General features: G+C 53.9%; 16 protein-coding genes and 1 pseudogene. 6 read left to right on the top strand and 11 right to left on the bottom strand.

All coding sequences use genetic code 11. The features are described 5' to 3' along the window. Window positions 1-12: 12 nt before the first annotated feature. The 8 genes from AC53GJ_RS01960 to AC53GJ_RS01925 form a co-directional block, all read right to left on the bottom strand. Window positions 13-2,295 carry a di-heme-cytochrome C peroxidase gene (locus AC53GJ_RS01960; protein ID WP_496730848.1) on the bottom strand — a complete coding sequence of 761 codons (2,283 nt, stop codon included), beginning with the start codon at window positions 2,293-2,295 and terminating at the stop codon, window positions 13-15. Window positions 2,296-2,537: 242 nt separating this feature from the next. Then, window positions 2,538-5,123, bottom strand: coding sequence for a beta-N-acetylhexosaminidase (locus AC53GJ_RS01955; protein ID WP_496730847.1), 2,586 nt, complete (start codon window positions 5,121-5,123; stop codon window positions 2,538-2,540). Next, the gene (locus tag AC53GJ_RS01950) at window positions 5,113-6,177 is read right to left on the bottom strand and encodes a PfkB family carbohydrate kinase (protein WP_496730846.1); all 1,065 of its coding nucleotides are present in this window, start codon (window positions 6,175-6,177) and stop codon (window positions 5,113-5,115) included. The genes AC53GJ_RS01955 and AC53GJ_RS01950 overlap by 11 nt, the downstream gene beginning before the upstream one ends. Further along, window positions 6,174-7,712, bottom strand: a complete 1,539-nt coding sequence (locus tag AC53GJ_RS01945) for a sodium:solute symporter family protein (RefSeq protein ID WP_496730845.1) — start codon at window positions 7,710-7,712, stop codon at window positions 6,174-6,176. Before AC53GJ_RS01945 ends, AC53GJ_RS01950 begins: the two co-directional genes overlap by 4 nt. A 113-nt stretch (window positions 7,713-7,825) precedes the next feature. After that, window positions 7,826-8,209 (bottom strand): RidA family protein, encoded by a 384-nt coding sequence (locus AC53GJ_RS01940; RefSeq protein ID WP_496730844.1) that lies wholly within the window; start codon window positions 8,207-8,209, stop codon window positions 7,826-7,828. Between the two features lie 102 nt (window positions 8,210-8,311). Next, window positions 8,312-9,817 (bottom strand): N-acyl-D-amino-acid deacylase family protein, encoded by a 1,506-nt coding sequence (locus AC53GJ_RS01935; RefSeq protein WP_496730843.1) that lies wholly within the window; start codon window positions 9,815-9,817, stop codon window positions 8,312-8,314. 2 nt (window positions 9,818-9,819) lie between these two features. Beyond that, window positions 9,820-10,671 carry a MurR/RpiR family transcriptional regulator gene (locus AC53GJ_RS01930; RefSeq protein WP_496730842.1) on the bottom strand — a complete coding sequence of 284 codons (852 nt, stop codon included), beginning with the start codon at window positions 10,669-10,671 and terminating at the stop codon, window positions 9,820-9,822. Between the two features lie 63 nt (window positions 10,672-10,734). Next, a complete protein-coding gene (locus tag AC53GJ_RS01925) occupies window positions 10,735-12,021 on the bottom strand; it encodes an alanine racemase (protein WP_496730841.1) in 1,287 nt (428 codons plus the stop codon). A gap of 250 nt (window positions 12,022-12,271) precedes the next feature. Here AC53GJ_RS01925 and AC53GJ_RS01920 point away from each other — a divergent pair, with 250 nt between their 5' ends. After that, window positions 12,272-15,253 (top strand): TonB-dependent receptor, encoded by a 2,982-nt coding sequence (locus AC53GJ_RS01920; protein WP_496730840.1) that lies wholly within the window; start codon window positions 12,272-12,274, stop codon window positions 15,251-15,253. A 91-nt stretch (window positions 15,254-15,344) separates the two neighbouring features. Here AC53GJ_RS01920 and soxR read toward each other — a convergent pair whose 3' ends face one another. After that, window positions 15,345-15,845 (bottom strand): redox-sensitive transcriptional activator SoxR, encoded by a 501-nt coding sequence (soxR, locus tag AC53GJ_RS01915; protein ID WP_496730839.1) that lies wholly within the window; start codon window positions 15,843-15,845, stop codon window positions 15,345-15,347. Window positions 15,846-15,939: 94 nt separating this feature from the next. Between soxR and AC53GJ_RS01910 the strand changes: the two genes are divergently transcribed. From AC53GJ_RS01910 to AC53GJ_RS01890, 5 genes and pseudogenes are all read left to right on the top strand, one after another. Then, on the top strand, window positions 15,940-16,398 hold the full coding sequence (locus tag AC53GJ_RS01910) for a hypothetical protein (protein ID WP_496730838.1): 459 nt from the start codon (window positions 15,940-15,942) through the stop codon (window positions 16,396-16,398). A 134-nt stretch (window positions 16,399-16,532) separates the two neighbouring features. Continuing rightward, window positions 16,533-16,748, top strand: coding sequence for a PAS domain S-box protein (locus AC53GJ_RS01905; RefSeq protein WP_496730837.1), 216 nt, complete (start codon window positions 16,533-16,535; stop codon window positions 16,746-16,748). Next, complete coding sequence (locus AC53GJ_RS01900; protein WP_496730836.1) at window positions 16,711-17,385, top strand: methyl-accepting chemotaxis protein; 675 nt, start codon at window positions 16,711-16,713, stop codon at window positions 17,383-17,385. The genes AC53GJ_RS01905 and AC53GJ_RS01900 overlap by 38 nt, the downstream gene beginning before the upstream one ends. A gap of 173 nt (window positions 17,386-17,558) precedes the next feature. Beyond that, window positions 17,559-19,244 (top strand): annotated as a pseudogene (locus tag AC53GJ_RS01895) (PAS domain S-box protein); the annotation flags it as partial. Window positions 19,245-19,416: 172 nt separating this feature from the next. Continuing rightward, a complete protein-coding gene (locus AC53GJ_RS01890) occupies window positions 19,417-20,694 on the top strand; it encodes an acetyl-CoA hydrolase/transferase family protein (protein ID WP_496730835.1) in 1,278 nt (425 codons plus the stop codon). Window positions 20,695-20,738: 44 nt separating this feature from the next. On the opposite strand, the gene AC53GJ_RS01885 is transcribed toward AC53GJ_RS01890, so the two are convergent. Both AC53GJ_RS01885 and AC53GJ_RS01880 read right to left on the bottom strand, forming a co-directional pair. Continuing rightward, on the bottom strand, window positions 20,739-22,760 hold the full coding sequence (locus tag AC53GJ_RS01885; protein ID WP_496730834.1) for a phytase: 2,022 nt from the start codon (window positions 22,758-22,760) through the stop codon (window positions 20,739-20,741). Between the two features lie 133 nt (window positions 22,761-22,893). Beyond that, window positions 22,894-25,755: a TonB-dependent receptor gene (locus tag AC53GJ_RS01880; protein WP_496730833.1), complete on the bottom strand. Its 2,862-nt coding sequence runs from the start codon at window positions 25,753-25,755 to the stop codon at window positions 22,894-22,896. Window positions 25,756-25,918 lie beyond the last annotated feature (163 nt).

Genomic DNA, 25,918 nt, shown 5'->3' with positions numbered 1-25,918 from the left:
TCCTTGCTGTAGTTACAGCGTTTTCAGAAATTCAATCAGATCCATCCGATCGTCATGACTGAGCTGGCAAGCGCCATAGTCATGGCCCTTATTGAGATTGCCCACCAGAGTGGTATCAAAGGTAAAACCAGCATAACCTTCACTCTTTAACCCGACTTTGATTGGGTCAAACTCACGGGCGCCGACCTGAAAAGTCTTAGGCCTGTCCTGCGCACAGCTGAGTAAATCATACAAAGTAGGCACTGAACCATTGTGCAGATAAGGTGCAGTGGCCCAGATGCCATTCAGCGAGCGGCCACGATACGCCAGCAGACTTTGATAGGGATTGGCGGTGGTGTCCGGCAGATAATTACCAGCTTTCAGGCTATTTTTAATCGGATTGTCCTGCGCTGATCTCACCAGTGAATAGACCCAGTCATAGAGCCGCACCGGCAGCCATTTATCCGCATCTGGCGTCGCAATCACCCCTTTGGTGCCAGCCGTCAGAATTTGCACTACAGGTGCATCTTCCTGGATCACCACAGTACCAACATCAGTATCCTGATAGGTATTTTTCAGATTGCCGGATTTGCCATGGTACATCACACTGTTGCGCGCCATGGTTTCATCGGTGGTTTCCGCATCCTGGATCCCCACCATATTCGATACCATCAAGCGGTCACCGGCCTCCCGGTCCAGCACAATATGACAACTCTGGCAGCGCTCGGCATAAAGCACTTTGCCCCGCTCCGCCTGCTGCGGATTAATTCGTAAATCCTTGCCGGCACAAGCCCGTACATCGACCGGCTGGCTCTGCGGGCCATTTGGCAAATAATAAGCGCCGCTTTCGCTTTGGCGACAGAACGGCCAGCGCGGCGACATCAGACTGCCTAAATGACTTTCCAGCCGCTCCAGATTAAATAAATCGACCGAGGATTTAAAATTAATCACCTGTTCTTTATTACTTTGCCCGGTTAAAAATGAGGATAAACTAAAGTTTTTCATCCACTTACTAACACCAGTTTCGGTATGCCAGTCCAGAATAGCAAAGACCCCAATCCCTTCACCGGCATTACGGCCCAAAGGCCCGAGAAAAGAATTACCAGCCAGTCCGTTCCACTGCACATAATCAGAACGGGTAATATCCCACAGGAAAGGGTAACTGACAGGCGCATTAGGCGGGTTGAAAATGGCATTGCGGATCCTGAGCATATTCGGCTGATTCAAAGCCGGATACCCTGGCGCATTGGAGCGTAAATTGGCCAGGATCTGGGCAAATTGTTCGTCTTTTAACACCGCGTCCGTCGGATCTCCCACCCCTCTTAACACCAGTTCCACTTCCGCATCGGTCAGCACTCGTTCAGCACCGCCGAATCGGGTGACACTTTTTAAAATTTTCTCCAGTTGACTGCGATTAATGGCATGTTGCAGCACCCGGTTATAAATACGGCCAAAGGCATCCAGTCGGGCATAGCCGTATCGCAGCGGACGATTGGTATCGCCGGCACAATCCTGCACGCTACCATCCGACTGCAAACACTGCCGGGTGGTACTGTGATTGACGGTATTGTACAGATCCCGGGTCTGGGTCCATTTATTCAGCTCAGCTTCCACTTGTTCGGCCGTGCTGAAATCGTTATCGAGCGCCAGCACCTGATCGATAAAACGCTGTAACCTTGGATTGTCGCGATCCGGTTGACGCTGAGTTTGTCGCAGCGCCTGCGACATGTCAGTTAACAAACCAACCATATCGGCCATCGCGGGTCCGCCATCTATCCGCAGTGCCCGGCCCTGATAATTGACCTGGCCGGTATGACAGGCGCTGCAGGTCAGGCCGACATAATCACGGCCCTGATAACGTTCTTTGACAAAACCTACCGGCAAGGCATCTGGATTAAAAAAAGTGGCTTTTTGCGGTAAATAGCGATGATCATCAATAAATTTCGGACATAAAAACCAGCTGCTGTTTTTGCCGTTACGCTCACAACTGAACTGACTTTTTTCTGGTTGCTCCAGCGCCAGTAAAAAGTCATAAGGCAACAGCGCCGAGCCCTGCGTGGTGTTATAAAACCAGAGGCTGGCATTGGCATCCCAACCCTGATCCAGATATTCCGGCGTACTGTAATTTTCGCCAAACCGACCATCGGCCATAGCTACAGCGCCACGGTCCGGATCGTTATCCCACTGCTGATACATTTTGGCGACAAAAGTGGTCAGCAGCGGCAGGATCAGCACCAAGCCGAGCAGCAGATAACTGACACTTTTTGGTAAACGGATAAAAAACAGCACGATACGATAAAGCAGACGACTGAACATGACACACCTCCATCATGGAAGCTGACCTTTAAACAACGCTGGTCCTTGTTGTTGGTGTTTAAAGCTAGTTCAGCCCTGGCCGCTGGTCAACTGCACCTGGTGATCTGCTGACAGTTGGCAAAGCAGAGTGCACAAAAACGGTCGGTGATCACAGACGGGCGCAACCCCCCAGGCGGTTAATTCACGACTAAGCCTGGCAACCTGCGGCAGCGGCCGCAGGTTGCCAGTGTGAAAATGCCTGGTTAGCGCGATGCTGCTGAAGCAGCACAACTTTGCCAGCTCAGTGATAACAGCCGCAGCAACGGCAGGACTTCTTCAGCGGGCGCTGTGCGCAGTTGCTGTAGCTGCAACTGCCATTGTTGCAACTGCTGCGGGCTGACGGTATGCCCCTGCTGCAACAACTGCAGCCACTGCAAACCAAGCGCCAGACTTTGACTGGCTTGCTGCGCCAGTAGCCGGATGGTCCTTTGTTGCAAGGCGCCACTGGCACTGCCCTGAAATTGCTGTAACCTGTTGGCGGCTTGCTGCCACTGACTCAATTGGTGCTGCAACTCAGCCACTAAACTGGCGCGCTCAGCGGCAGTGACAGCCATATCAGCACAATGCAAACTGCGCAGTTGCTGTCGCAGCCTCACTAGCTGCAGACTTTCCGCCGGTAAAGCATCCGCCAACCGCTGCAATGGCAGCCCCAACCTGTATTCATCCCGCACCGTTTTCAGATGATGCCGGCTGTAATACTGACTTTGTTCGGTCAGTTCACTCAGCAGCTTCAGATCCGAGAGCTCTGCGCTGTTGGCCGCCAGTTGTTGTAACCCTTGTTGCTGCTGTAACTGATGTTGCAAGCCGAGCCTGGCAGCATAATCATCCATCCGCTGCAAACGCTGGTACATCCAAGCTTCATCCCGCAAACTTTCCTCAGACCAGAACCGTTCCGCCACCGCATATAACCTGGGCCATAACTTCAGATCCAGCGTTGCGGCCGGGGCCAATTCGGTCCAGAGCGCCGCTTCACCGCCTTTGATCAACTGCTGCTGCCAGGCCGTTAAGGCTGGCTGGCTGGCGCTCAGTTGTTGCCATAACAGCGGATCAACCGCCATCTGGCGCAGTTGCAGCGGATAAGGGGTGTTGCCAAGCCATAAGCTGGCTCGCCACTGGCTGCTTTGCTGTGAACTGGCCGGGCTTTGCTGCTCCAGCTCAAATTCACCGGGGCCAAGCCAGCTATCCAGTTGAAACTGCCAGTGCTGGCCTTGTTGCTTTAACGTATTGGCTGCAAGCGCACCACGGCCTGGCACCCACCAGCGCAGTTGCGCGCTGTGCTGTGCTGTGGCGGGTAGCAACAACAAACTGCCCTCTACTGCTTTATTATTGAGCCGCTGCAAACTGAAATTCAGCTGGATGGCCTGTTCGCGCTCCCCCCGGAGCGGCGGTAGTGGCTGCGCTACTGTCACTGGATCATTGCGATAATGGTAAGAGGCTGGCATCGGCTGATCCAGATAATAACCGGCCGATAACAAGGTGGCATGACCGGCTTTGACACTGGCCGCCACCGCATCCTGGCCTTGCCAGGATTGCACCAGCACTTCAGCCGGCAAATCAGGGTGCAGCACTTCATCCCAGCCCATCATTCGCCGATTGAGTGCCTGCAATTGCCCGGCTAACCGACGGTTAAAATCGGCATGCAGCGTCGCTGCATCCGGCAATTGCTGTTGTTGCATAAACCGCACAATGTCCGGATTCGCCAGCCAGTCATCCGGCTTCACTTCATCGCCGCCAATATGCAGATAAGGATCCGGGAAAATTTGTTGCACTTCAGTCAGCAACTTTTGGGTAAATTCGCTCACTTTCGGCGAATGCACAGCCAACAGCGGGGTAAACACACCAAACCGCAATTCCGGTAAATAAGGCCCCGGCGCCGCCATCAGCTCAGGATAAGCCCGGCCAATGGCACTGGCATGACCGGGTAAATCAATTTCCGGCACCACCCGGATGCCAAGCCTGGCGGCATAAGCCACCAGCTCACGCATTTGCTGCTGACTATAAAACGACGGATCAGTGCTGTTTTCAATCCCATCCGCTGGCGCTGTCAGTTTGGGATAAGCCAGGCTTTCAAAACGCCAGCCCTGATCATCGGTTAAATGCCAGTGCAGCACATTCAGTTTGGCAGAAGCCATGCCCTGTAACTGCCGCTGTAGATCCGGCAGCGGTATAAAACGCCGCGCACTGTCCAGCAACAAACCGCGCCAGCCAAATCTGGCTTGATCGGCAATCTGCAAAGCCGGAAATTGGCACGTCACCTGACAATCCAGTAATTGCGCCAGCGTTTCTACAGCGTACAAAGCACCGGTACTGGTCGGCGCGCTCAGCCGGATCTGCTGTGGCGTGACCTGCAGCTGATAACTTTCATCATCACCGGGTTTGGGGATGCTAATCTGCTTGGTAAAACGTAGTTGCAACTGCGCAGCAGCGGCATCTTTCACCCGCCGTAGTCTGACCGGCTGACCGGCCTGAGCAGTCAGACGTTGTTGCAGATGATCCAGCAAAAACTGACTACCGGCGGTATTGGCTTCAGTCCAGACATTCAGCTGCCAGTCCGGACTGTCAGCGCCAGCCAGCTGGACCCGGTTCAGCGAAAAAGCGCCTGGCTGCTGGCTCACACTAGCCGGATAAGGCATCAGCGCCAGCTCGCGGTTGTCGGTGACCGCCGGACTGGCACTGGCGGTAGCACAAAACACTGCCAGACTGAATGCGACAGTCCAGTGTGATAACTGTCGAAAGCACGGCAACACTGGCAACACCGGCATAGGAGCCAGCAATACATTATTTAGCATCGGATTTCTCCTCCTGGCCAACAACAGCTGCATCAGCATCAACATCTGCACAGGGTGCCCACTGCAGATCGGTAAAATCCGGCATCGCAGCAGGCGCAATAATGGCACCATGCTGGCCCAGCACTGCAGCCGCCAGCCGATGCCCACAGCGGACCGCCCGCTCTATCTGCGGCGGTTGCCAGTCTGGCGCTGTGAATAACGCCGCCAGCACGGCCGCGGCAAAAGCATCACCGGCCGCGCTGCTGTCGACCACTGTCGGCACCGCTTCTGCCGGCACTTGCCAGCACAGCGCCGCAGCCCCGGCCGCTTGCCAGCCGATCAGACAAGGGCCTGCGCCCTGCTTCACCAGCACCAAAGCGCAACCGGCCGCCAGCGCCGCTTGCCGGCTTTGTTCAGCGCTCTGGCCGCCAATGGCCAGTTCATCGCTGTCGGTTAACAACGCCAACTGACAATAAGGCAAAATCTGCTGCTGCCAGCGGGCGGCGTCCGCCGCTGACCACAGCTGCGGCCGAAAATTGTTGTCATACACCAGCTTGCCACCGGCAGCGACAAAACGTTGCAGACTGGCCCATAACAGTTGCCGATCGGCCTCAGTTAAAATCGCCAGACTAATGCCACTGAGATAACACCAGTCAAGTTGCCGCTGCTGCAGTTGCTGCTGCAATGCCGTTGGCTGCTCTCGGAAATAAGCCCGGGCTGCACTATCCGAGCGTTGATAACTGAAACTGCGTTCGCCCTGTGAGTCCAGGCTGATCTGATAACGGCCCAGGGTTTTATCCGCCAGTTGCTGCACAGCGCTGATATCGATGCCTTCCGCCTGCCAGGCCTGCAACAGCTGCTGACTGGCCTGATCCTGACCAACAGCAGTGAAATAGCGCGGCGGCTGCCAGGCGGACTGTGACTTGCCAGCATCCGCCAGCTGCGGCAAACATCGCGCCAGATAAAGTGCGGTATTGAGGGTATCGCCACCAAAACGGGGCGCGTCAGCCATTGCCGACAGCTGCGGCAACAGGTTTTGTTCCAGCATACATTCGCCAAACAAACCAATAATCATCCGCGCACCTCCGGTTGCAGGCTGGCGCAAGCTAACTCTGACGTTGCCTCTGGCGTGAGCGTCACTGCCTGGCCTTCCATCGCTGCGCGTTGCTGATTGAGTAGCGCCAGCGCCTGCGCGCGGCTGACCGTCGGCGCTTTGGTCAACAAACTACCAACCACAGCGGCCAGTGCACTGCCAAGCACGGCCGGGATCACCGGATTGCCCCAAAAGGCCAGCCAATCGGGTTGCAACAGCAACAGCAGCGATACCAGCGGCGCCACCAGTAAAGCCGCCAGTGCGCCGGTACGATTCAGCCGCGGCCAGAACCGGCCAGTCACGCCAAGCACACACATGCCGGACATCAGCATGGCAATCATGCCGGTGATATAACTGATAATATTGTCCGCCAACAGCGCAAACAGCAGCGCCAGCGCGACCACGCCGACCAGGCCAAAACGCGATAGTTTGACCACTTGCGCCGCCGCTGGAGTACGGCGCCAAATCAGCGCATACAGATCACGCAGCAACACCGATACGGCGGCAATAGCATCTGAACTGGCACTCGACATAGTGGCGGAAATACCGGCCAGTAACACCAGTAAACCCAGGCTCCACGGCAATAGCTCCAGCGCCAGATAAGGAAAAGCAAAAGCCGGATTGCTCAGCTCAGGCTGCAACAGCCAGGCCACGGCTCCGAGCAGCGCCGGAATGCAACAAAAGCCCAGATATAACAAACCGGACCAGACAAAAGAGCGCCGCACCGTACTGACATTCAAGCCGGAATAAATCCGCTGCCGGAACGATGGGGTCGCCAGTACCCCAACCAGAATAGCGGCCGCCAGCGAAATCGATGGTATCAAGCCCGGCGCCGCAATCTGATGACTGCTGATCGATTGTTGCAGCACCTGCCAGCCACCCACGGCGTGCAGCGCAAACAGCGCCATCAGGATAAAACCGGCAAATAAAATCAGCGCCTGCACCGCATCTGTCCACACCACAGCGGTATAACCGCCGATGATGACATAAATGGCAAAACCAAAGGCTATCAAAAGCTTAGCTTCGTTCTGGCTAATGCCGGTGAGCCAGGCCAAATACATACTGCCACCGAGGATATGCGCGCCTAACCAACCAATACAGGCGATAAAAATCAGCACTGCCACCAGATTTTTCACCCAGGCGTCAGCGCCGACGTAATAACTGAGCTCTTCGCTCATCGTCATAAACCGCAGTTCACGCACCGGAGCAAACCACCAGGCCAACAATAAAATGCCGAGCGCACCGCCAACCCCATACAAAGTACCGGCCCAGCCATGCTGATAGGCATAACCGACCGCGCCCATAGATGACCCTGTGCCGACCATAGTCGCCACTGTGGTGCCAAGCGTCAGCCAGAATGGCAAACTGCGACCACCCAATAAAAAATCTTCCCCTTGTTCGGCAGCAGTTTTACTGCCGGCCGGTCCTTGTTGCCGGCGGGCGGCCCACCAGCCAAGCGTAATCATGGCGGCCAGATAGACAAAAAATCCGGCCAGAAATCCTGTTTGTTCTGTCATTGTTGTTCCCCTGTTGCTGGATTACGGCCAGGCTAGCTACGTTGGTCAGCCTTGATCTGCCGTCGATACTGACGTCTGGCAACCCGCACTGGTCACCAGCGGCAGCGGTGCGCTTAAGGCGCTTTGTAGCAGGTCACATCCACTTCCACTTTGCAGTCCACCACCAGATCAGCCACAGCACAGACCCGGGCCGGCGGATGAGCACCAAAAATGTCGCGAAACACCTTATTAAAAGAACTGAAATAGCGGGCATCGGTCAGGATCACTGTGACATGCACCACGTGTTCCAGGCCATAACCGGCCTGTTGCATGATCTGCAAACAATTGGCGATCGCCAGCTCAGATTGCTCGATGATGCCGCCTTCCACCACTTCACCATCCCGCATCGGGGTCTGGCCCGACACATACAACCAGCCACCGGCTTCAACTGCGCTGGAAAAAGGTAAATGCTGGCCACCGGTGCCGGTGCCGCCTGCGGCGCCAAATCTACGGATCATGGGTTACTCCTGAATATGTGGACGGCATGCTTGCCGCCTTTGGGTTATGCAGCCAGGCTGCGGGTTTTAAGCTTGGGATCAGGTTGCGGCTGACACAGGCATTCAGCCTGCAACAGCCCGGGTTAAAAAACGTCCGGCCCGCGTGGTGGTCACAGCGCCATGCTGATAGGCCAACTGGCCATTGACATAAACCTGACAAATACCGGCAGCAGGCCGGGTCGGTTGCAGAAAATCAGCTTCATCTTTAATTTTTTCGCTGTCAAACAGCACTAAATCGGCGAAGTTTCCTGCAGCGATCACGCCGCGTTGTGGCAAATGGAAATTGCGGGCTGACAAACCGGTCATTTTGTGGATGGCCTGCGGCAAACTGAATAACTGCTGCTCACGACTGTAATGCCCGATCACCCGTGGAAAAGAGCCCCATAAGCGGGGATGTGGATGCGGATCACAGGGGAGACCGTCTGAACCGACCATGGTCGGTGGAAACTGCAGAATTTGCTGCACATCCGCTTCCGCCATGCCGTGATAAACCGCGCCGGCTGGCATCAGCCGCGCCGCCGCCTCAGGCAGGCTGGTTTGCCAGGCCGCAGCAATAGCCGCCAGCGTCTGACCAGCCATCTCGGGACATGGCTCAGACCAGGTGATAAAAATGTCAAAATCAGTGGTCACCTGCTTTAAATCCAGCGTGCTGGAACTGGCAGCATAAGGATAACAATCACAACACAACGGCTGGCTCACGCCGCGCTGCCGGATAAAGTCCAGCACTTCAGTCGCACGGCCCCAGTTGGCGACACCGGCGCATTTTAAATGCGAAATCACCACCGGCACCTGCAAAGCCAGCCCGATGTCGGCGGCTTCCGCCAGCGCCGGAATAATGTCAGCAAATTCATTGCGTAAATGGCTGGTATAAATACCACCGTACTGCGCCAGGTCCTGACCAATGGCAATAATTTCCGCTGCCGGTGCCGCAAAAGCGTTGTGATAGGCCAGTCCCGAACTTAACCCTAAAGCCCCTTGTTGCAGCGCCTGCGTCAGCAACTGCCGCATCTGACTGATTTCTGTGCTGCTGGCTGCCAGCGATAAATCTGGCAGCACCGCATTACGCAAGGTGGTGTGACCAACCAGCGCTGCTACATTGACGCCGGGCGCCGCCAGTGCAACGGCGCGGCTATAATCCGCCAGCGTCGGATAAATAAATTCGGCCTGAGCACCCAATAAATTCATCGGATCCGGCGGCGGTGCCTGCAACAACGCCGGCGCAGCACTGATGCCACAATTGCCGGTGATCACCGTGGTCACGCCCTGACTCAGTTTGGCTTGCATCTGTGGCTGTCGGATCACCGCCAGATCATCATGGGTATGCACATCAATAAAACCTGGTGCCAGGGTCAAACCGCGGGCATCTACCTCGACCCTGGCACTGGCATGGAGCAAAGTGCCGACTGCAGCGATGCGATCGCCGAGCAGCGCCACATCCTGAATTTTGACGGCGGTGCCGGTGCCATCAATCACACTGGCACCGCGAAAAATCACCTCGTATAGCTCTGCCTCTGTTGCTGTGGCCTGCGATACGGCAATCTTTGCCTGAATGGGTGCATTCCCTGACACTGTTAATCTCCTAGTGGCAGACGTTCCGGACCATGCCGGTGTTCGTCCAGTTCATGTTTAATCCGGCGCAGTTTCTCTCTGGATTTACGCTGGTTCAGCACAGCAATCTGACTGACCAGGATATCGATGGCCGCCAGCATCACATAACGGGAAGAACTGGGTTTATAAATAAAATCAGTTTCTTGCGTCAGGATCGGTAAATGCACATCGGCCAGTTTCGACAAACGGCTGTCCGGGCAAATGGCAATGACGGCACTGCCATAATCTTTGGCAATCTGTACTGCAGCCTCGACTTCCGGGCTGTAACCACTGAGTGATAAACACAGCACCACATCGCCTTTATCCACACTGGCCGCCGTCATCCGCATCAGCAACGGATCTGAATAGGCGTTACTTTGTACACAAAGACGGAACAATCGGTGATGACATTCCTGCGCCAGCACTGAACTGCCACCACCGACGCCGAAGATCAGCACTTTGGGGGCCTGGATCATCAGATCAGAAGCGGCATCGATCATCGGTTGGGTGATGAGGCCGGTGTTGAGCTGCAAAATTTCAGTAATGGCTTGATAAATAACCGGAATATCTTTTTTCTCCACCATGGAGTCACTGATAAAACGCTCACCGACCGCAGCCGACTGGGCAATTTTTAATTTCAGATCCCGCACATTGTCACACTGCAGCGCCCGCGCCAGCCGGGTGATACTGGCGTGGCTGACGCCGGCTTTATCCGCCAGCTCACTGATACTGGCACTGGCGGCAAAATTTAAATCGGCCAGGATCAGCCGCGCCACTTTTTGTTCGGATTGGCGTAAATGAGTGATACATTCATTGATCCGTGAAACTATATCCACTGCGATATCCTTTTGTCCGGATCCACCGCCGGGCCCAGCCTGGCATGGCCTGCCGACGACAGATTAAAAATAACTTGGGTATAACTGCCGGACCTGATAATCCGCATCCAACAGTGCCAGATAGCGCCATTTGTCCAATGTCAGACAAGGATGGGAACCGGCGAAACTCAGCATATCACCGACCGCGACATCCGCATCCGGTGGCAGCTGTAATAAGGCATGTTGATCCATGATTTTTTGCAGCCGCCAGGCCGGATCGGCTGGCTTCGGCACCGCAGTGCCAGGCCGGTAATGCTGACTGACCAGCGCGAGTCCGGCGTCAAAAGCAATATCCCTTTTACCAAGGCCAACCACGGCCAAACCGGGTTCAGGCCGCGACAACACATAAGCCCAGACTTCCAGCGCATTTTGCAAAGCACCGTCCACCTGACAGGCCAGCGCACTGCGCGCCAGTACCTGCTGCTGCGCTTGCTGGTAGATGCCCAAATCAAAAAATACATAACAACCAGGCCGGATCAGCGGCAGCACATTGGCCGGTAAAGACGCGGCAGCAAAAGCGGCCGCCACCACGTCGTACCAGGCGGAACCGGCACCCGTCAGGATGATTTGCTCAGCGGCAAACAGCTTTTGCTCAGCCAGCTGCAGCGTCAGCGCGATACAGTCATCGACAAAGTGCCGCACGGCGCCTGCTAATTCCGCCGTCGGCGCTTTCACCACCCCTTCATAAAATTCCAGCCCGACCAGCCGGATATGCCGGCTCTGACTGATTTGTTGTGCCAGTTGCAATGCCGCCTGCTGGCCACGGACACCACCGCGGCCGCCTGTCACCCCCACTTCCAGCAACACATGTAAGGTCTGGCCACAACCGGCAAAAAACTGCTCCAGTTGCTGCAACTGACTGCTGCTGTCAATCAGACAATAAAACTCCAGGCCTTGTTGCTGCAAGGCAGCGACTTGTTGCATCGCCCGCAAGCCGACCAGCGGATTGGCCAACAATACCCGCGGCACACCGGCTGCCGCGGCCACCTGGACCTGCGCCATCGTTGCCAGTGTGATGCCCCAGGCGCCATGCGCCATCTGTTGCTGAAACAACGCCGGTAACATGCCGGTTTTACCATGCGGTGCCAGTTGCACCCCAGCCTTGGCGGCAAACTGCTGCATCCAGCGTAAATTATGACGAAGCGCAGTGGCATTGAGTACCGCCACCGGTAATTCCAACTGCTCAGCTAATAAATTCCAGCCACCGGCCTGCCATAAGGCCGCATCACCCATCCCTTTGTTACCAGCCAGCCATGGCTCGGTCGCGACTGCCGGTAAGCTGCTGCCGGCTTCGATGCTGTGTGTGATCATGCCTTGGTCCTGTCTGGGGCACTGTATGGCAGTCAATTGCAACTGCCACAGGCGCCGAAAAAATAATCATTGAACTTCACTAAAATATCGTGTTAAAAGGTAACCCGCAAGCAAAATAATTAAAGTTACAAAATAACATCTGCGCACACACAACAGGAACAGAAGGAATAGCAGACCGCTTTTTGCGTATGGCGGATTGCAGGGCCGGGACGGCCAACACTTTGATAAAACTAAAAAGCAGAGGAACAGCATGTCACATCGTCAATTCGCAGCAACAAAACAGCAATCCGCCAGGCCGCAGCGCTGGCGCCGGACCACACTCAATCAGGCGTTATGGCTATGTTTGTGCAGCAGCCCGGTGGTACTGGCACAACAAACCAGTGCCGATACCGCCACACCGCCAGCACAGGCCGTCGAACGACTGGAAATTCGGGGTATTGCCGCCAGTACCCGGCAGAATCTGAACAACAAGAGATTTAACGATCAGGTGGTGGATACCATCACCGCTGAAGATTTAGGTAAATTGCCGGATGTGACCATCACCGACACCCTGCAAAGAATTCCGGGTATTCAAATCCGCCGTTCCGCTGGCGAAGGCTCGACTGTGAACGTGCGTGGTATGCCGCAAGTCACCACTTTACTCAATGGTGAACAATTTCTCAGCGCCGGTTCGCTGACCACAGTACAACCCGACTTCACCGATATTCCGGCCGCGCTGATTGCCGGTATTGATGTGCTGAAATCGCCGATGGCGTCCGTGCTGGCAGGGGGTGTCTCCGGCACGCTGGATTTAAAAACCTGGCGCCCGCTGCAACTGCAGACGGGTCACACTTTTGCCGTCAATACTGAACTGACCCGTGGTTCTTTATCCGAACAGAATGACGGTAAAGCCGCTGTATTTGCCGGTTATAAGTCGGACGATGAAAAACTGGCGACCGTATTCAGCTTGTCGTACGACCAAAGCAACCTGGCCAATTATTTAAACGGCACCATTCTCAATGCCATGGAAGTGGTAGGTGAGCAGGAAAAAGACAAACGCGATTTTAATAAAGATGGCGATAACAACGACAGTTATTTCACCCAACGTTATTACGGCACCATGGACCGCGGCACAGAGCGGGATCGGGTTGGCGCCAATGCCTCAGTACAATATGTGCTGACTGAGCAGCTGTTATTCAGCGCAGACTTGTTTTATACCCAAATGGACGATGCGGATCGCAAACAAGGTCTGATGATTGACAGCGCCCGCGGCAATAACTGGGCTTATTCCGATCAATTTATTGACCGTGGCCCGGGTCCGCTCGGCGGCAACCTCTACACTGTCAACCAAGCTGAGTTATTGGTCAGACGGGTCAGTGCTTATTCTGAAAGTCTGACCAACGAACGCGATTCCACCAACCTGAACTTGCAGCTCGATTACGACAGTCAGGGCGCTTTTAGCGGTTCCTTGCGCTATTTATACGGCGATGCCGGACGTGACCATACCGAAAACGTCGCGCACGCTTATGTCACCAGTGGTGCTCAGCATGGCTTGCTGCGTAACGTCGGCAAGGGTCCTGAGCCCGTCAACCCAAGAGGTTATGGTCCGGCCGATATTCCGGTCAGCTTCAACAGCACTGGCAAATATATGCGCCTGGGCTTCCCACAAGGTTTTGCCAGTGACGCCGCCCGCACCAACTTGGTGTCGACCTATTCGGAAAACAATTTCAGCGAAGACGCTAACCTGGATGTACTGCGATTAGATGGCAAATATCAATTTGAACTGGCGGATGTACAAAATGCCGAATTCGGTGTTCGGGCTGCCCGTCGTGATGTAACCCGGGATACTTTTATTCTGGTAGCGCCTTTTAGCACAGGCCCTTTGACTGCCGATGTGATGTGGAAAGACTCAGGTGCTTCGCTTGGCGATACCAACGGCGATGGCGTCAGTTCAGTGGCGGGTGGCGATTTAACCATTGGCAAGGCCTTTTATTTTGATGAACTGCCGGCGGGTTGGGTCAAACCAGTGCAAGGCTTTGGCCCGGCCAGCCGCGATAGTTTTTATCTGATTGATCCCAAGGTGATGGATGATCCTGTTGCCTTTCAGAATGCCTTATATCCCGGCAATAAAAAGCTCAGCGACCCGACCAAAAGTTATCAGATCCAACAGGATAACCAAAGTGGTTACCTGAAGCTGAATCTGGAAGGTGAGTTATTTGCCCTGCCCTATGCCGCCAATCTCGGCGCTCAGTACATCCGCACTGAGCTGACCATCAACCAGAATCTGGTTGGCAATGCCAGACCTTGCGCATTATGTACCGCCGCCACCAAAACCGGCGAAGAAACCATTAAGCGCAGCGATAACGAGCTGCTGCCGTCAGCCAATTTACGGCTGAATCTGGCCGATGACTGGGTACTGCGGGCCGCTTATGGCAAAACCATGACCAATCTGGATTTTGCCAAACTGGCCGGTGGTGTTTCAGTCGGCCGTACCCGCGCCGGCGATGTGTTAGCGAAAGAATATAATGTCAGTCCGGATCTGCTGGTGGCGGTCAGTGGCCGGCAAAATGGCAATCCAGAACTGCAACCCTGGCGCTCCAGTAATTATGATCTGGCGCTGGAGTGGTATTTTTCTGCCAGCAGCCTGGTCAGCCTGGCGCTGTTTAAAATTGATATCGAATCCTTTATTGAAAAAGGCGTGGTGATGAAAGCCCTGCCGGATATTGACGGTGTGGTGCGGCGGGAAGTACCGGTGGATACCGAAGTGAATGGCAAAGGCGGCACCATTGATGGGGTCGAGCTGACCTATCAGCAAGCCTTTGATTTCCTGCCTGGGATCTGGAGTGGCTTCGGTTCTTCGCTCAATTACACCTATGCGCCGAGCGACAGTGCCAATTTAGATGTGCTGGGACGAACCCTGCCCATCCAGGATAACTCCGAGCATTCCGGCAATGCCGTGCTCTGGTATGAAAAGTCCGGTCTGCAACTGCGCCTCGCTGCCAACTACCGCAGTGATCGCTTGGATTCACTGCAGGTTCCGCTCGGTAAAGGCGTGGTACCGATCTGGACTGACTCCACTTTATACGTTGATTTTTCAGCAAGTTATGATGTCTGGCAGCAAACCAGTGTCTATCTGTCGGTCAGCAACCTGACCGGCGAGTTTGAAAACAACTATGCGCAGTGGCAAGACAATCTGATTAGCCAGAATGTGTATGAAAAACGCTGGACTGTAGGCCTGCGTAGCAGGTTCTAGAGCATTAAGCAGGACGACTAGGCAGTTGCGACCGATTTTGTGTGTGTGTTGTTGGGGCCTTTGGGCCCCTTTTTTAGCTGCGGGTTGAGGGTCAGGATTTTTGCTGTGATTGCTCTTTTGCCGCCAGCTCGGCCATCCTTTCCAATGACATCAGATGCGGGCCCGCCCCTTGTGCCGACAACTGATCACCTGGATTGCGCAGCGGACAGCCATCCAGCGATAAACAACCACAACCAATACAACGGCTGAGTTGATCCCGCAGCTGGATTAATTCCGTGATGCGTTGATCCAACGACTGCCGCCATTGCTGCGATAACGCTTGCCAATCCTGCATACTGGCATTGCTGCCAGCTGGCAACGCCGCCAATGCCTGCGCAATTTGCTCCAGCGGAATACCGGTACGCTGCGCCACTTTGATAATACCGACCCGGCGCAACACATCGCGCGAATAACGGCGCTGATTGCCACTATTACGCTGACTCTGGATCAAACCTTTGCTTTCATAAAAATGCAGCGCCGACACCGCAACCCCGCTGCGTTTAGCCACTTCACCCACACTGAGCCATGCTTTGAGCGATTTTTCAGTTGCCATGGTTATTTCCTGCTTGACCTGAAGTTAACCTGAGGTTTTAGCATGGCGGCAGATTTTTGTCACCCCGGTTTCAACCCAACTCAGGAAACGACTTATGCACAAGCACCAAGCCATCAGCAATAGTTTTAACCACGCCGCCGCTGTACTGACGTTTCATACTCCGCTGCGCAACTCTGCAACACACTTCGCTTACGACGGCCAACCAGCCGCCAGTGCCTGGCTGCAACAACTGAATCTGGCTTGCCAGCAACGCGATTGGCCGTTACTGGCAACCAACTTAAGCCCAGAAGTGCGGCAAGTGAATCTGTTTGGTCAGGCTCAACAGGGGATCCCGGCCTTACTGCAATCTTTGCAACAATTGCTGGCAGAAAACCCCGGCCTGCAATTGCATTATCAGTTACAGGACGTACAGCAGCTCGGCAACTCAGTGCTGGTATTACAGGTGCAACAACACTGGCTGCAACAGGATCAGCCCGCCAGCAGTTGCCTGTTATTGCTGGTGCTGCATCAGGTGCAACAACAATGGTTATTAGCTGCCTGTAATGCGCTTTAGGATAAACATGATAAAAACAATGACCTGAAGTGAGAGTATGAGTGGGAGCAATTGCAAAAAAATGTGGGGCCACTTTGGCAGTGCCGGACTTTGCTGACTAAGCTCAACAGCATTATTCCTGATGGAAGCAGCAGATGTTTGGATTTAGTAACAAAGTGAGCCCGGCCGCCATTTTAACCGCCATCTACCAACATCAGGCGGTGATTGAATTTGAACCCGATGGCACTATCGTCAGCGCTAACGACAAGTTTTTGCAGCTGATGGGCTATCAGCAGAGCGAAATCCAGGGCCAGTCACACCGGATCTTTGTTGATGCCAGCCAGGGTCAAACTAAGCGCGCTGGAAAATAAAATCCGCTTTGATGCCATCAGCCATTCGAATCTGCTGCTGGAATGGGATGCACAAGACAAACTGACCGGGCTGAATGATTATCCCGAGCGGGTCTATGACATCAATCACAGTCAATTCAGCCAGGCTTGCCAAAGCTGGCAACAATATCTGACGCCTGCACAGCAACAACAAGTGCTGGCCGGCCAGTATGTAGCGCAACAAATCAGTCTGGAATTCGGCCAGCGCAGCGTCGGCATCGCAGCGACGTTCTGCGCCGTATTCAAACCTGATGATTCCTTAGCTAAAGTGATCGCTTATGGCAGTGATATCTCAGCGCGGATGCAAACGCTGGCCGAATTGCGCCACAGCGAGCAATTAATGCAGGCGTTGCAGGCCTCTGGCCAGAATATCCATCAGATGGTCTCCAGTATCCATGCGATTGCAGAGCAAACCAATTTACTGGCCCTCAATGCCGCGATTGAAGCAGCCCGCGCCGGTGACTCCGGCCGTGGTTTTGCCGTGGTGGCCGATGAAGTACGCAATCTGGCCAGTAAAGCAGCCGCTTCGGCGGGTGAAATCAGTACTGTGGTGCATACCAATCAGCAGTTATTACAACGGCTGGCTGAGATTATGCTACGGCTGAATCAACAAAGCTGATCCAGACGGCTTTATCGGGCGTAGCAAAATCGGTAGGTCATTGATTTTATTGTGCTATGCACTATCACTGCGTGCTGTCACTAAGACTTTGAAACTGAAAAAATTTAACTCATATCTGGTTTGAAAATGCAACAACTGCCGACTAGGCTTTGTTGCAAGCAAAGGTACTTGAGGTGACTATGTTCGGACTGTTTGGCAACAAAGGCGGCAACGACGATATTATCAAAGCACTGCATCAAACCATGGCAGTGATAGAATTCAGCACCGATGGTACTGTGGTGCATGCCAATAAAAACTTTCTGCAACTGATGCAATATCAGTTGGCAGACGTTGTCGGGAAACCGCATCGGATATTTTTAGACCAAGCCGCCAGCCATTCCCGCGATTATCAGCGGTTTTGGGATGAATTACGCGCCGGGAAAGCCCAAATTGCCGAATTTAAACGCCGCACCAAAAGCGGAACCTCGGTCTGGATCCAAGCCAATTACACCCCTATTCTGCGCAACGGCAAAGTCAGCCGGATTATTAAGTTTGCCACCGATATCACCGCTGAAGTGATGCAAAGAGCGGATATGCAAAGTCAGATTGAAGCCATCCAGCGCTCTGAAGCGGTGATCGAATTTAATCTCGATGGCCAGATCCTGACGGCCAATGCAAACTTTTTACAGTTGATGGGTTATCAACTGAGCGAAGTACAAGGCAAACACCACCGCATTTTTGTTGCACCACAAGAAGCGAATTCAGAGCAATACCGGCAATTCTGGGCGAAATTACGCCAGGGTCACTATCAAACCGCCGATTTTAAAAGACTGACCAAAGGCGGTCAGTCGGTCTGGATCCACGCTACCTACAACCCTATTTTAGGGCCTGATGGCGAAGTGCTGAAAGTGGTGAAATATGCCTCTGATATCACAGCAGAAATCATGCAAAAACAAGAAGCTGAATTACTGTCGATGGTGGCCAATGAAACCGATAACGCGGTGATTATTTCCGATGTAAATCGAAAAATACAATATGTAAATCAGGGTTTTACGAAGATGACTGGCTACAGCAGCGCTGAAATTCTCGGCCATGTCGCTGCCGAAGTGTTAGTCGGCCCCAAAACCGATGAAAGCACCCGGCAACGGATTGAAGCTGAGCTGGCCGCCCCCAGAGCCTTTTATGATGAAATAGAAATCCATCGCCGCGATGGTTCTTCGTTATGGATTTCAGTCACCAGCAACCCGGTGCATAACGAACGCGGCGAACACCACAGTTATATTGCCATTCTGGCCGATATCACGCCGGTTAAATCCTCAGCGCTGGAAAATCAGGTGCGGTTTGATGCCATCAGCCAATCCAATCTGATGCTGGAATGGGATGCCCAGGGCAAAGTATTGGCCATGAACGACTACGCCAGCCGCATCCTGCAGGTGAAAAATGATGAGTTCAGCAGCGCCTGTAAAAGCTGGCAACAATGCCTGTCGCCGGAGCAACAGCAGCAGTTAGTCGCTGGCAAAAATATCCGTAAAGATTTAAGTTTTAGTATTGGCAACCGCACCATCAGCCTGGCCGCCACCTTTAGTGCCATTCGCCATCCCAAGGGCGATCTGCAAAAAGTGATTTTTTACGGCACCGATATCAGCAAACGGCAGCAGGTGGTGCAACAAAGCGATCAGGTGATGGCGGAATTGCTGAATTCCGGCAAAAGTATCAACAATATGGTGTCCAGTATTAATGCCATTGCCGATCAGACCAACTTATTAGCGCTGAACGCTGCGATTGAAGCGGCGCGGGCGGGCGAAGCGGGTCGGGGTTTTTCAGTGGTAGCAGAAGAAGTGCGGAATCTGGCGTTTAAAGCTGGCAGCTCGGCCAGTGAAATCAATAGCGTGGTTAATCAGAATCAGGCGTTGTTAAAAAGTCTGGCTGAAACGCTCAATCAGCTCGCCAGCCAAAGCTAGACGGATAAAGCCAATTCAGTTGATCCCAATCATAACGGCCGCCCAAAGCTGTCGTTATGCTGTTTGCAATTTCCCAGCACAGAGTTCAGTTATGTATTATGCCACCCCGGAACAAGCCTTAGCCACCATCAGTAACGGTGAATCCATCTGGAGCCACTCGATGGCTGCTACCCCTTATTCGATGCTGAATGCCCTCGCCAAAGTGGCCTTGGATAAACGCGACTTAACCTTGCTAAGCCTGCACACTGAACTCAGTAGCGCGCTTTGTGATCCGGCGCTGCAAGGGCATTTACGCCAGCGGGTATTTTTTGTTGGCCGCCCAACCCGGCCAGCCGTCAATTGTGGCGCTGCCGATTATGTGCCAGCCTTTTTATCAGAAATTCCGAAAATGTTCCGCAGTGGCGAACAAGCCATTGATACCGCCATTATTCAGGTATCGCCGCCGGATAAACATGGCTTATGTAGCCTGGGGGTGTCGGTGGAAGCAACGCGGGCCGCCATGCAATCGGCGAAAAAAATTATCGCGCAAATTAACCCCAGGATGCCGCGCACCCATGGCGATTCTTTTGTGCATTTATCGGCCTTCAGCGCTTATTGTGAACTCGAATCTGACATTCCACTGCATTTGCCCGCCAGCATTGATAACGTCACAGCCCAGATTGGCAAAAATGTCGCCAGTTTAGTGCGGGACGGTGATTGCTTGCAGATGGGCATTGGCGCTATTCCGGATGCAACTTTGGCTTGCCTGGGCGATCGGCAACAGCTGGGGATCCACACTGAAATGTTTTCCGATGGTGTGTTGCCGCTACTGGCCAAAGGCGTATTCAGTAACCGCAATAAACGCAAACATCCGGGCAAAATTGTCACCACTTTTGCCATGGGCAGTCAGGCCTTATATGACTTTGTCGATGACAACCCGGAAGTGGTGTTTCTGGACGTGGCTTATACCAACGATACCGCCGTGATCCGGCAAAATCCGCAGGTGATGGCCATTAACAGCGCCTTACAGGTGGATTTATCCGGTCAGGTCTGCGCCGACTCACTGGGGACCAAAATTTATTCCGGCGTCGGTGGCCAGATGGATTTTGTCCGTGGTGCCGCCTTATCCGAAGGTGGCCGCTCCGTGATTGCGCTGCCAGCCACAGCTGCCAGCGGCACAGTGTCGCGCATCAGCTCCTTATTAGCCCCTGGCGCTGGCGTGGTGACCACCCGTGCTCATGTGCATTATATTGTCACTGAATATGGTGTCGCCAATTTGCGGGCACGCAGCCTGACTGAAAGAGCCAGAGCGCTGATTCAAATTGCCGCGCCGCAATTTCGCGAACAACTGGCGCGGCAAGCTTTTGATGACTGGGGTTTATCGGTCTAAAACAACCAGCAGCAGCCACCCCGCTGCTGCTGGTTTTTTGCGCACTATTGCTGCTTAGGGATCAGTTGCAACACTGACTGCCAGGGGATGTACTTCAGGTTCTGGCCTTGCTCCGGCATCCGGTTGCGACCGTCCTGAATAATCAGCGCACCTTGCAAAAACGCTGGCCCTAGCGAGCGAACGGTTAACTCCAACCCATCGGTCTCAGAAGTACCATCAATGCCGAGGTCAGGGTTAGTGATGACGCGAAAACGCAGTACCGGCTGATATGGTGCCACGGCAGAAAACAGCACATAACTGTCATTGCCCTGGCTGGAGGCCAGCAAATAAGGTTGTTCACCCGGTGCAAAAGCCAGACCTTCCACATCCGCCACCAGCGTCTTGCCATCAGCTAAGATAATTTTTTCACCGCTGCTGCTGGCTGTTGCCGCCGCGGCAAAACGCCAGATTCCCACATCTTCTTCGCCGACAAATAACTGCTGGCGCGCGTCATCCACCACACAACCTTCCGGCTGCCCGGGCACTTGCAGTTGCCGCACTTTGCGCCCCTGCCAGCGCTTGCCGTCTGAACTCAGTCGATACTGCTCAATCAAGCCGGATTTATCATTGACGAACACGTCCACCTGACCCGCAGCCGGCTGAAACAGGCATAAACCGTAGATCTCCTGCATGCTGGTGGCAATTTGACCGGCCTGTTGCACTTCACCTTCTGCATTAATTGCAAACAACTGCAAGCTATTGTTATTACGTAAACTTGCCACTGCCACATCATGCGGCTGACCGGCAAAAGGCAGACCATAACGGACATCGACATTATTCAGCCGGCCGACGTTCAACTGTTGCAATAACTTGCCCTGCACATCATACACTTCCAGACCATTGCGCTTGTCGGTCGCCAAAATACGGCTGCGCTCTGGTTTCGACGGATGATGCCAAATGGCCGGGTCGTCGATGACATCACCCCGTGCTGGCGCGGCTGGTGTTTGCACTGTGGGCAGCACTTGTTGCATCGGTAACAGCAAGCTCGCCGCTGCAACTAGCGGCACTTGGCCTGTGCTGCCAGATAGCGCCAATTGCTGCACAGGCTCACCTTTGGCACTGACAAAAACGCTCTGTTGCTGCGGCGTCAGTGCAGCCGACAGATAGACGAATTCACCATCACCCAGGGGCTGGGCACTGAGCTGGGCTTCGGCACTGAAATCAGGCTGACCGGCCTGATCCAACGGCCATCGCAGTTGCAACACCCGGCCCGGCTGCTCTTCCAGCGCCAGCAGGCGACCGTCCGGCAGCACTGTCATGCTGACAATCTCAGCAGCTATAGCCCCAAACGGCTGCTTCACCTGCACCAACTGCCGGCCTTCATCAGCTTCAGGTTCGGCCTGATAACGCCAAATGGCCTGGCTGTGCTCGCTCAGATACAAGCTACCGCTGCGTTGATCAACAGCACAGGCTTTGCTGTCATAAGGCACACTCAATTCACGGATCCGCAGTGGTTGCTTTAACCAGCGGCCTTGTTGCTGTAATAACAGTTGATCGGCACCACCACGATCGCCCAGCAGGAAAATACTCAGTTGTTGATTATCCTGGCTGTGATAAAAACACAGATCCTCCACCACCCGGCTGGTGACAGGCTGTTGCTGCAACAGTTGCAGCCGTTGCTGCTGCCAGGACCAGAGCTGGAAGTGTTGGCTTTCATCATCCATCGCCGCAATCAACAGGCTGCTTTGACTTCCAACCGACGTAGCGCCCTGGACTGGTAATGGCAAAACTGGTAATTGCAAAGTGGTAAAACGACTAAAATCACCAGCCGCCGTGGCCAGTGACTGGCCCTTGTCATTCAGAATGTGCAAGCCGCGTTTATCCGCCAGCAACTGCAGCCGCTCGCCCTGGTGTGTCAGTTGTTGATAAGCACGGGCTTTGACAGTCAACGGTGGCAAAGCTGTGAGTAAGTGCTCACCAGTTGATTGAGCTGCAGTTGCATTGGCGATGCCATTGCCGCAAACAATGGCAGCCATCAAGACGGCGCAAAATAGCCGCGAAGGGTTAAATAAGGTTGGTTTCATCATGTTCTCAGCAAAATGTTCTTCGCAAAATATACTTCTGAGGCGCGGCCACTCAGCGGTAGCAGCGCCTCACAACAAGGCTGCACAGTCCATCCAATCAGGCACTGTGCTACGCTCGAAACTGCAGTGCTGGCGCTTAGAAGCTGCCCCGCACGCCCAGTTGCCAGGCACGGCCAAACTGTTCGTGTTCAAACACCCGGCTGCGTACGCCCTGGTAACGGATCGCCTGGCTATCGGTCAGGTTGGTGGCTTCAATAAACAGACTCAACTGGGATGAGAATTTATAACCGGCGCTGAAATCCAGCGTGGCGCGTTCATCCCAATAGGTATTCAGTTTTGGATCTGCCGTATCCAGCGCGTCGATATACTCAGAACGATAGTTATAAGCCAGCTGCGCACTGTAGCCATTCGCTTCATAATTCAGTGCCGCGTTGTAGCTATGTTTGCTGGTGCCAGGTAAATCGGTCTGTCCTATGCCAAAAGGCAAGTCCGCTGCTGAATCGGTCAGGGTGTAATTCAGCATCACGCCAAAGCCAGGCAGCGCCGCCAGCGTTTGTTGCCAGTTCAGCTCCAACCCATACAAACGGCCTTTATCGCCATTTTCCGGTCTGGTCAGCTGGAAACCTGCAAATTCACCGCCCTGCTGCACACTGCGCGCTTTAAACATCGGATCTAATAAATATTTGTAGAACACCCCGGCCGATAACTGTCCCAGCGGTTCCAGGTAATATTCAGTCATCAGATCCAGGTTGTGGCTATAGGTCGGCGTCAGGCCAATGTTACCAATGCTGATGCTACCGCCTTGTTCACTGCGTTCTTCCACAATCAGATAAGGCACTAAATCCGCAAAGTTCGGCCGGTTCAGACCTGTACTATAGGCCGACCGCAGGATCACGCCATTGTCCAGTTCATGCCGTAAATGCGCGCTGGGGAACCACTTGCTGTAGCTGTCTTTGGCTTGTTGCGGACTGAATTTTTCTGTATCAGCATCAAAACGCACCGCACTGCCTTCAGTGCTGGTGTGCTCCAGCCGCAGACCCAACAACAAGGTGGTGCTATCCCAATTCAGGGTATTCATGACATAAGCTGCCAGGGTATCTTCGCTCGCCGCAAAGTCGGTGGTTTGCGATGCTTCCGGCAGTAATTTGTAATCGGCATTTTCATAAAGGCTGCCATAAGCCGCGACAAAATCACGCTGGTATTTATTGCCGTTCTGATAACGACCGTCAAACGGCTGTGACGCTTTGCCAGTCGCCACTTTGGCATAAGCCGGGCCACCTTTGCCGACCGCATTGCGGCGGCGGTCTTCATCATTGTCTTTGTCTTTCAGGCGGGCTTTCAGCCCCAGTTTCCAGCTACTATCAAGCTGACCCCACTGGCTGAGCCGGCTCAAGTCCAGATGCAGCGCTTGTTCGGTTTCTTCCGCTTCGCCAAACCGACGTTCATACCGGCGGAAATTAAACTGATCCGCTGGGAAATTAAAATCGGCCCGTACTTGCTTGCCTTTGCTGTCCAGTACCTGATACTGCGGATAATCACTGTCGCTGAAGTCATAAGCCAGCGCCGGGCGCGATTTTTCCCGAAAAATCAGATAGTCACGGTGCGGGTAAGCTTCGCTGGCTGTTGAATGCGCTGCGCCATAATCCACAGTCCAGTCCTGCAACCGGCTGCTGCCACCGGCCTGGGTGCTGTTGATGGTTTTCACCACTTTACGATGCCGTACTTCTTTATCAAAAGTGGCGCGACCGGCCACCCCTTTCACTGCAGTGGCATCGGCACTGAATTTTTCCAGTTCTATCGTCATGGTATCGCGATATTCATCATCGCTAAAACGGGAGAAATGATGCGCCAGATAGAGCTGAGTCTGATCATTTGGCCGAAAATCCAGCCGGCCCGACACCCCACTGCGACTGCGGGTTAACTCATAATCTTTAAATTCGGTCAGTTCCGGCAGATACTGGCCGTTGTCCTGTTCACTCCAGGTGTGTTCAACGTTATCGGTCACCCGTTCGGTTTTGCTATGGCTGGCTGATAATAACAAACCAAGCTTGCCATCCTGTAGTTGCTGGCCCAGCGTCAGCCCACCGTTATATACAGCGCCACTGCCCTTTTCATTCTGACCAGCCGCCAGATTGGCCCGTGCTATCGGCTCTTTGCTGTCGAGCGCGCCTTGGGTGACGATATTGATATTGCCGGCGATGGCATCGGCATCCATATTTGGCGTAATAGCTTTAGTAACTTCTAAGGTCGAAATCACATCGGCTGGAATAGTATCTAAATCAATAGCGCGGGTGGCACCATTGGGCGATGGCAAAGACGTGCCGTTAACCGTCACACTGGCAAATTCCAGTGGCGCACCACGCACGTTGACATAACGACCTTCACCCTGATCACGCTGGATCGAAATGCCGGGTAGCCGCTGGACGGATTCAGCCACGTTGGCATCCGGAAACCGGCCGAGATAATCGGCAGAGACCACAGATTTGATGTTGTCGGCCGCACGCTGGATATTCAGCGCCCGCGCCTGGCCTTCACGGCTGCCGGTCACTTTGATCACTTCCATGCCAGCTTGGGGTTGTAACTTCAGTTGTAACCACTGACCGGACTGTTGCTGGATACTGACCGGCAACTGATGTTTGCCATAACCTAAATAACTGACTTCCAACCGGTAATCACCTGCTGGCAGACCATCAAAACGGAAGCGGCCACTGCTGTCCGTCACCGTTTCCCGTGGTTTGCCACTTTGATTGGCACCAGTCAGCCGAACAATAGCACCTTGCAACAATACTTTTTGCGCATTGCTCAGTTGACCGACAATACCTGGGGCCGCAGTTTGCCGGCTATCCGCGGTTAATTCCATTGGCATCGCGGCCAGCACAGGTCCGGCGCAGGCGACATTGGCAAGTAACAACGCCAGCGCTAGTCTGGAACGGCTAAAACGAGGTTGTGACAAGGGACAACCTTGCGTTTGTACTTGCGATTTTTTTTGCGTTTTCATCAGGATGCTCTCACGGCTTAGTCAAAGTGGCCGTTATTGTGCGGCGGTCATATGACAACTGTAATCGCGAAAAGCCGCTTTGCTGAGCTGCAATGACCCGGGTCCATACAGCTCAGCGCGGTGGTAAATTGTCATCAAGCGGTCATACAGGATGGCGATGATG

The organism is Rheinheimera sp. B2H12 (assembly GCF_059620065.1).
The sequence above is the reverse complement of the archived record's forward strand: the minus strand, read 5'-3'. Positions and strand labels throughout refer to the sequence as shown.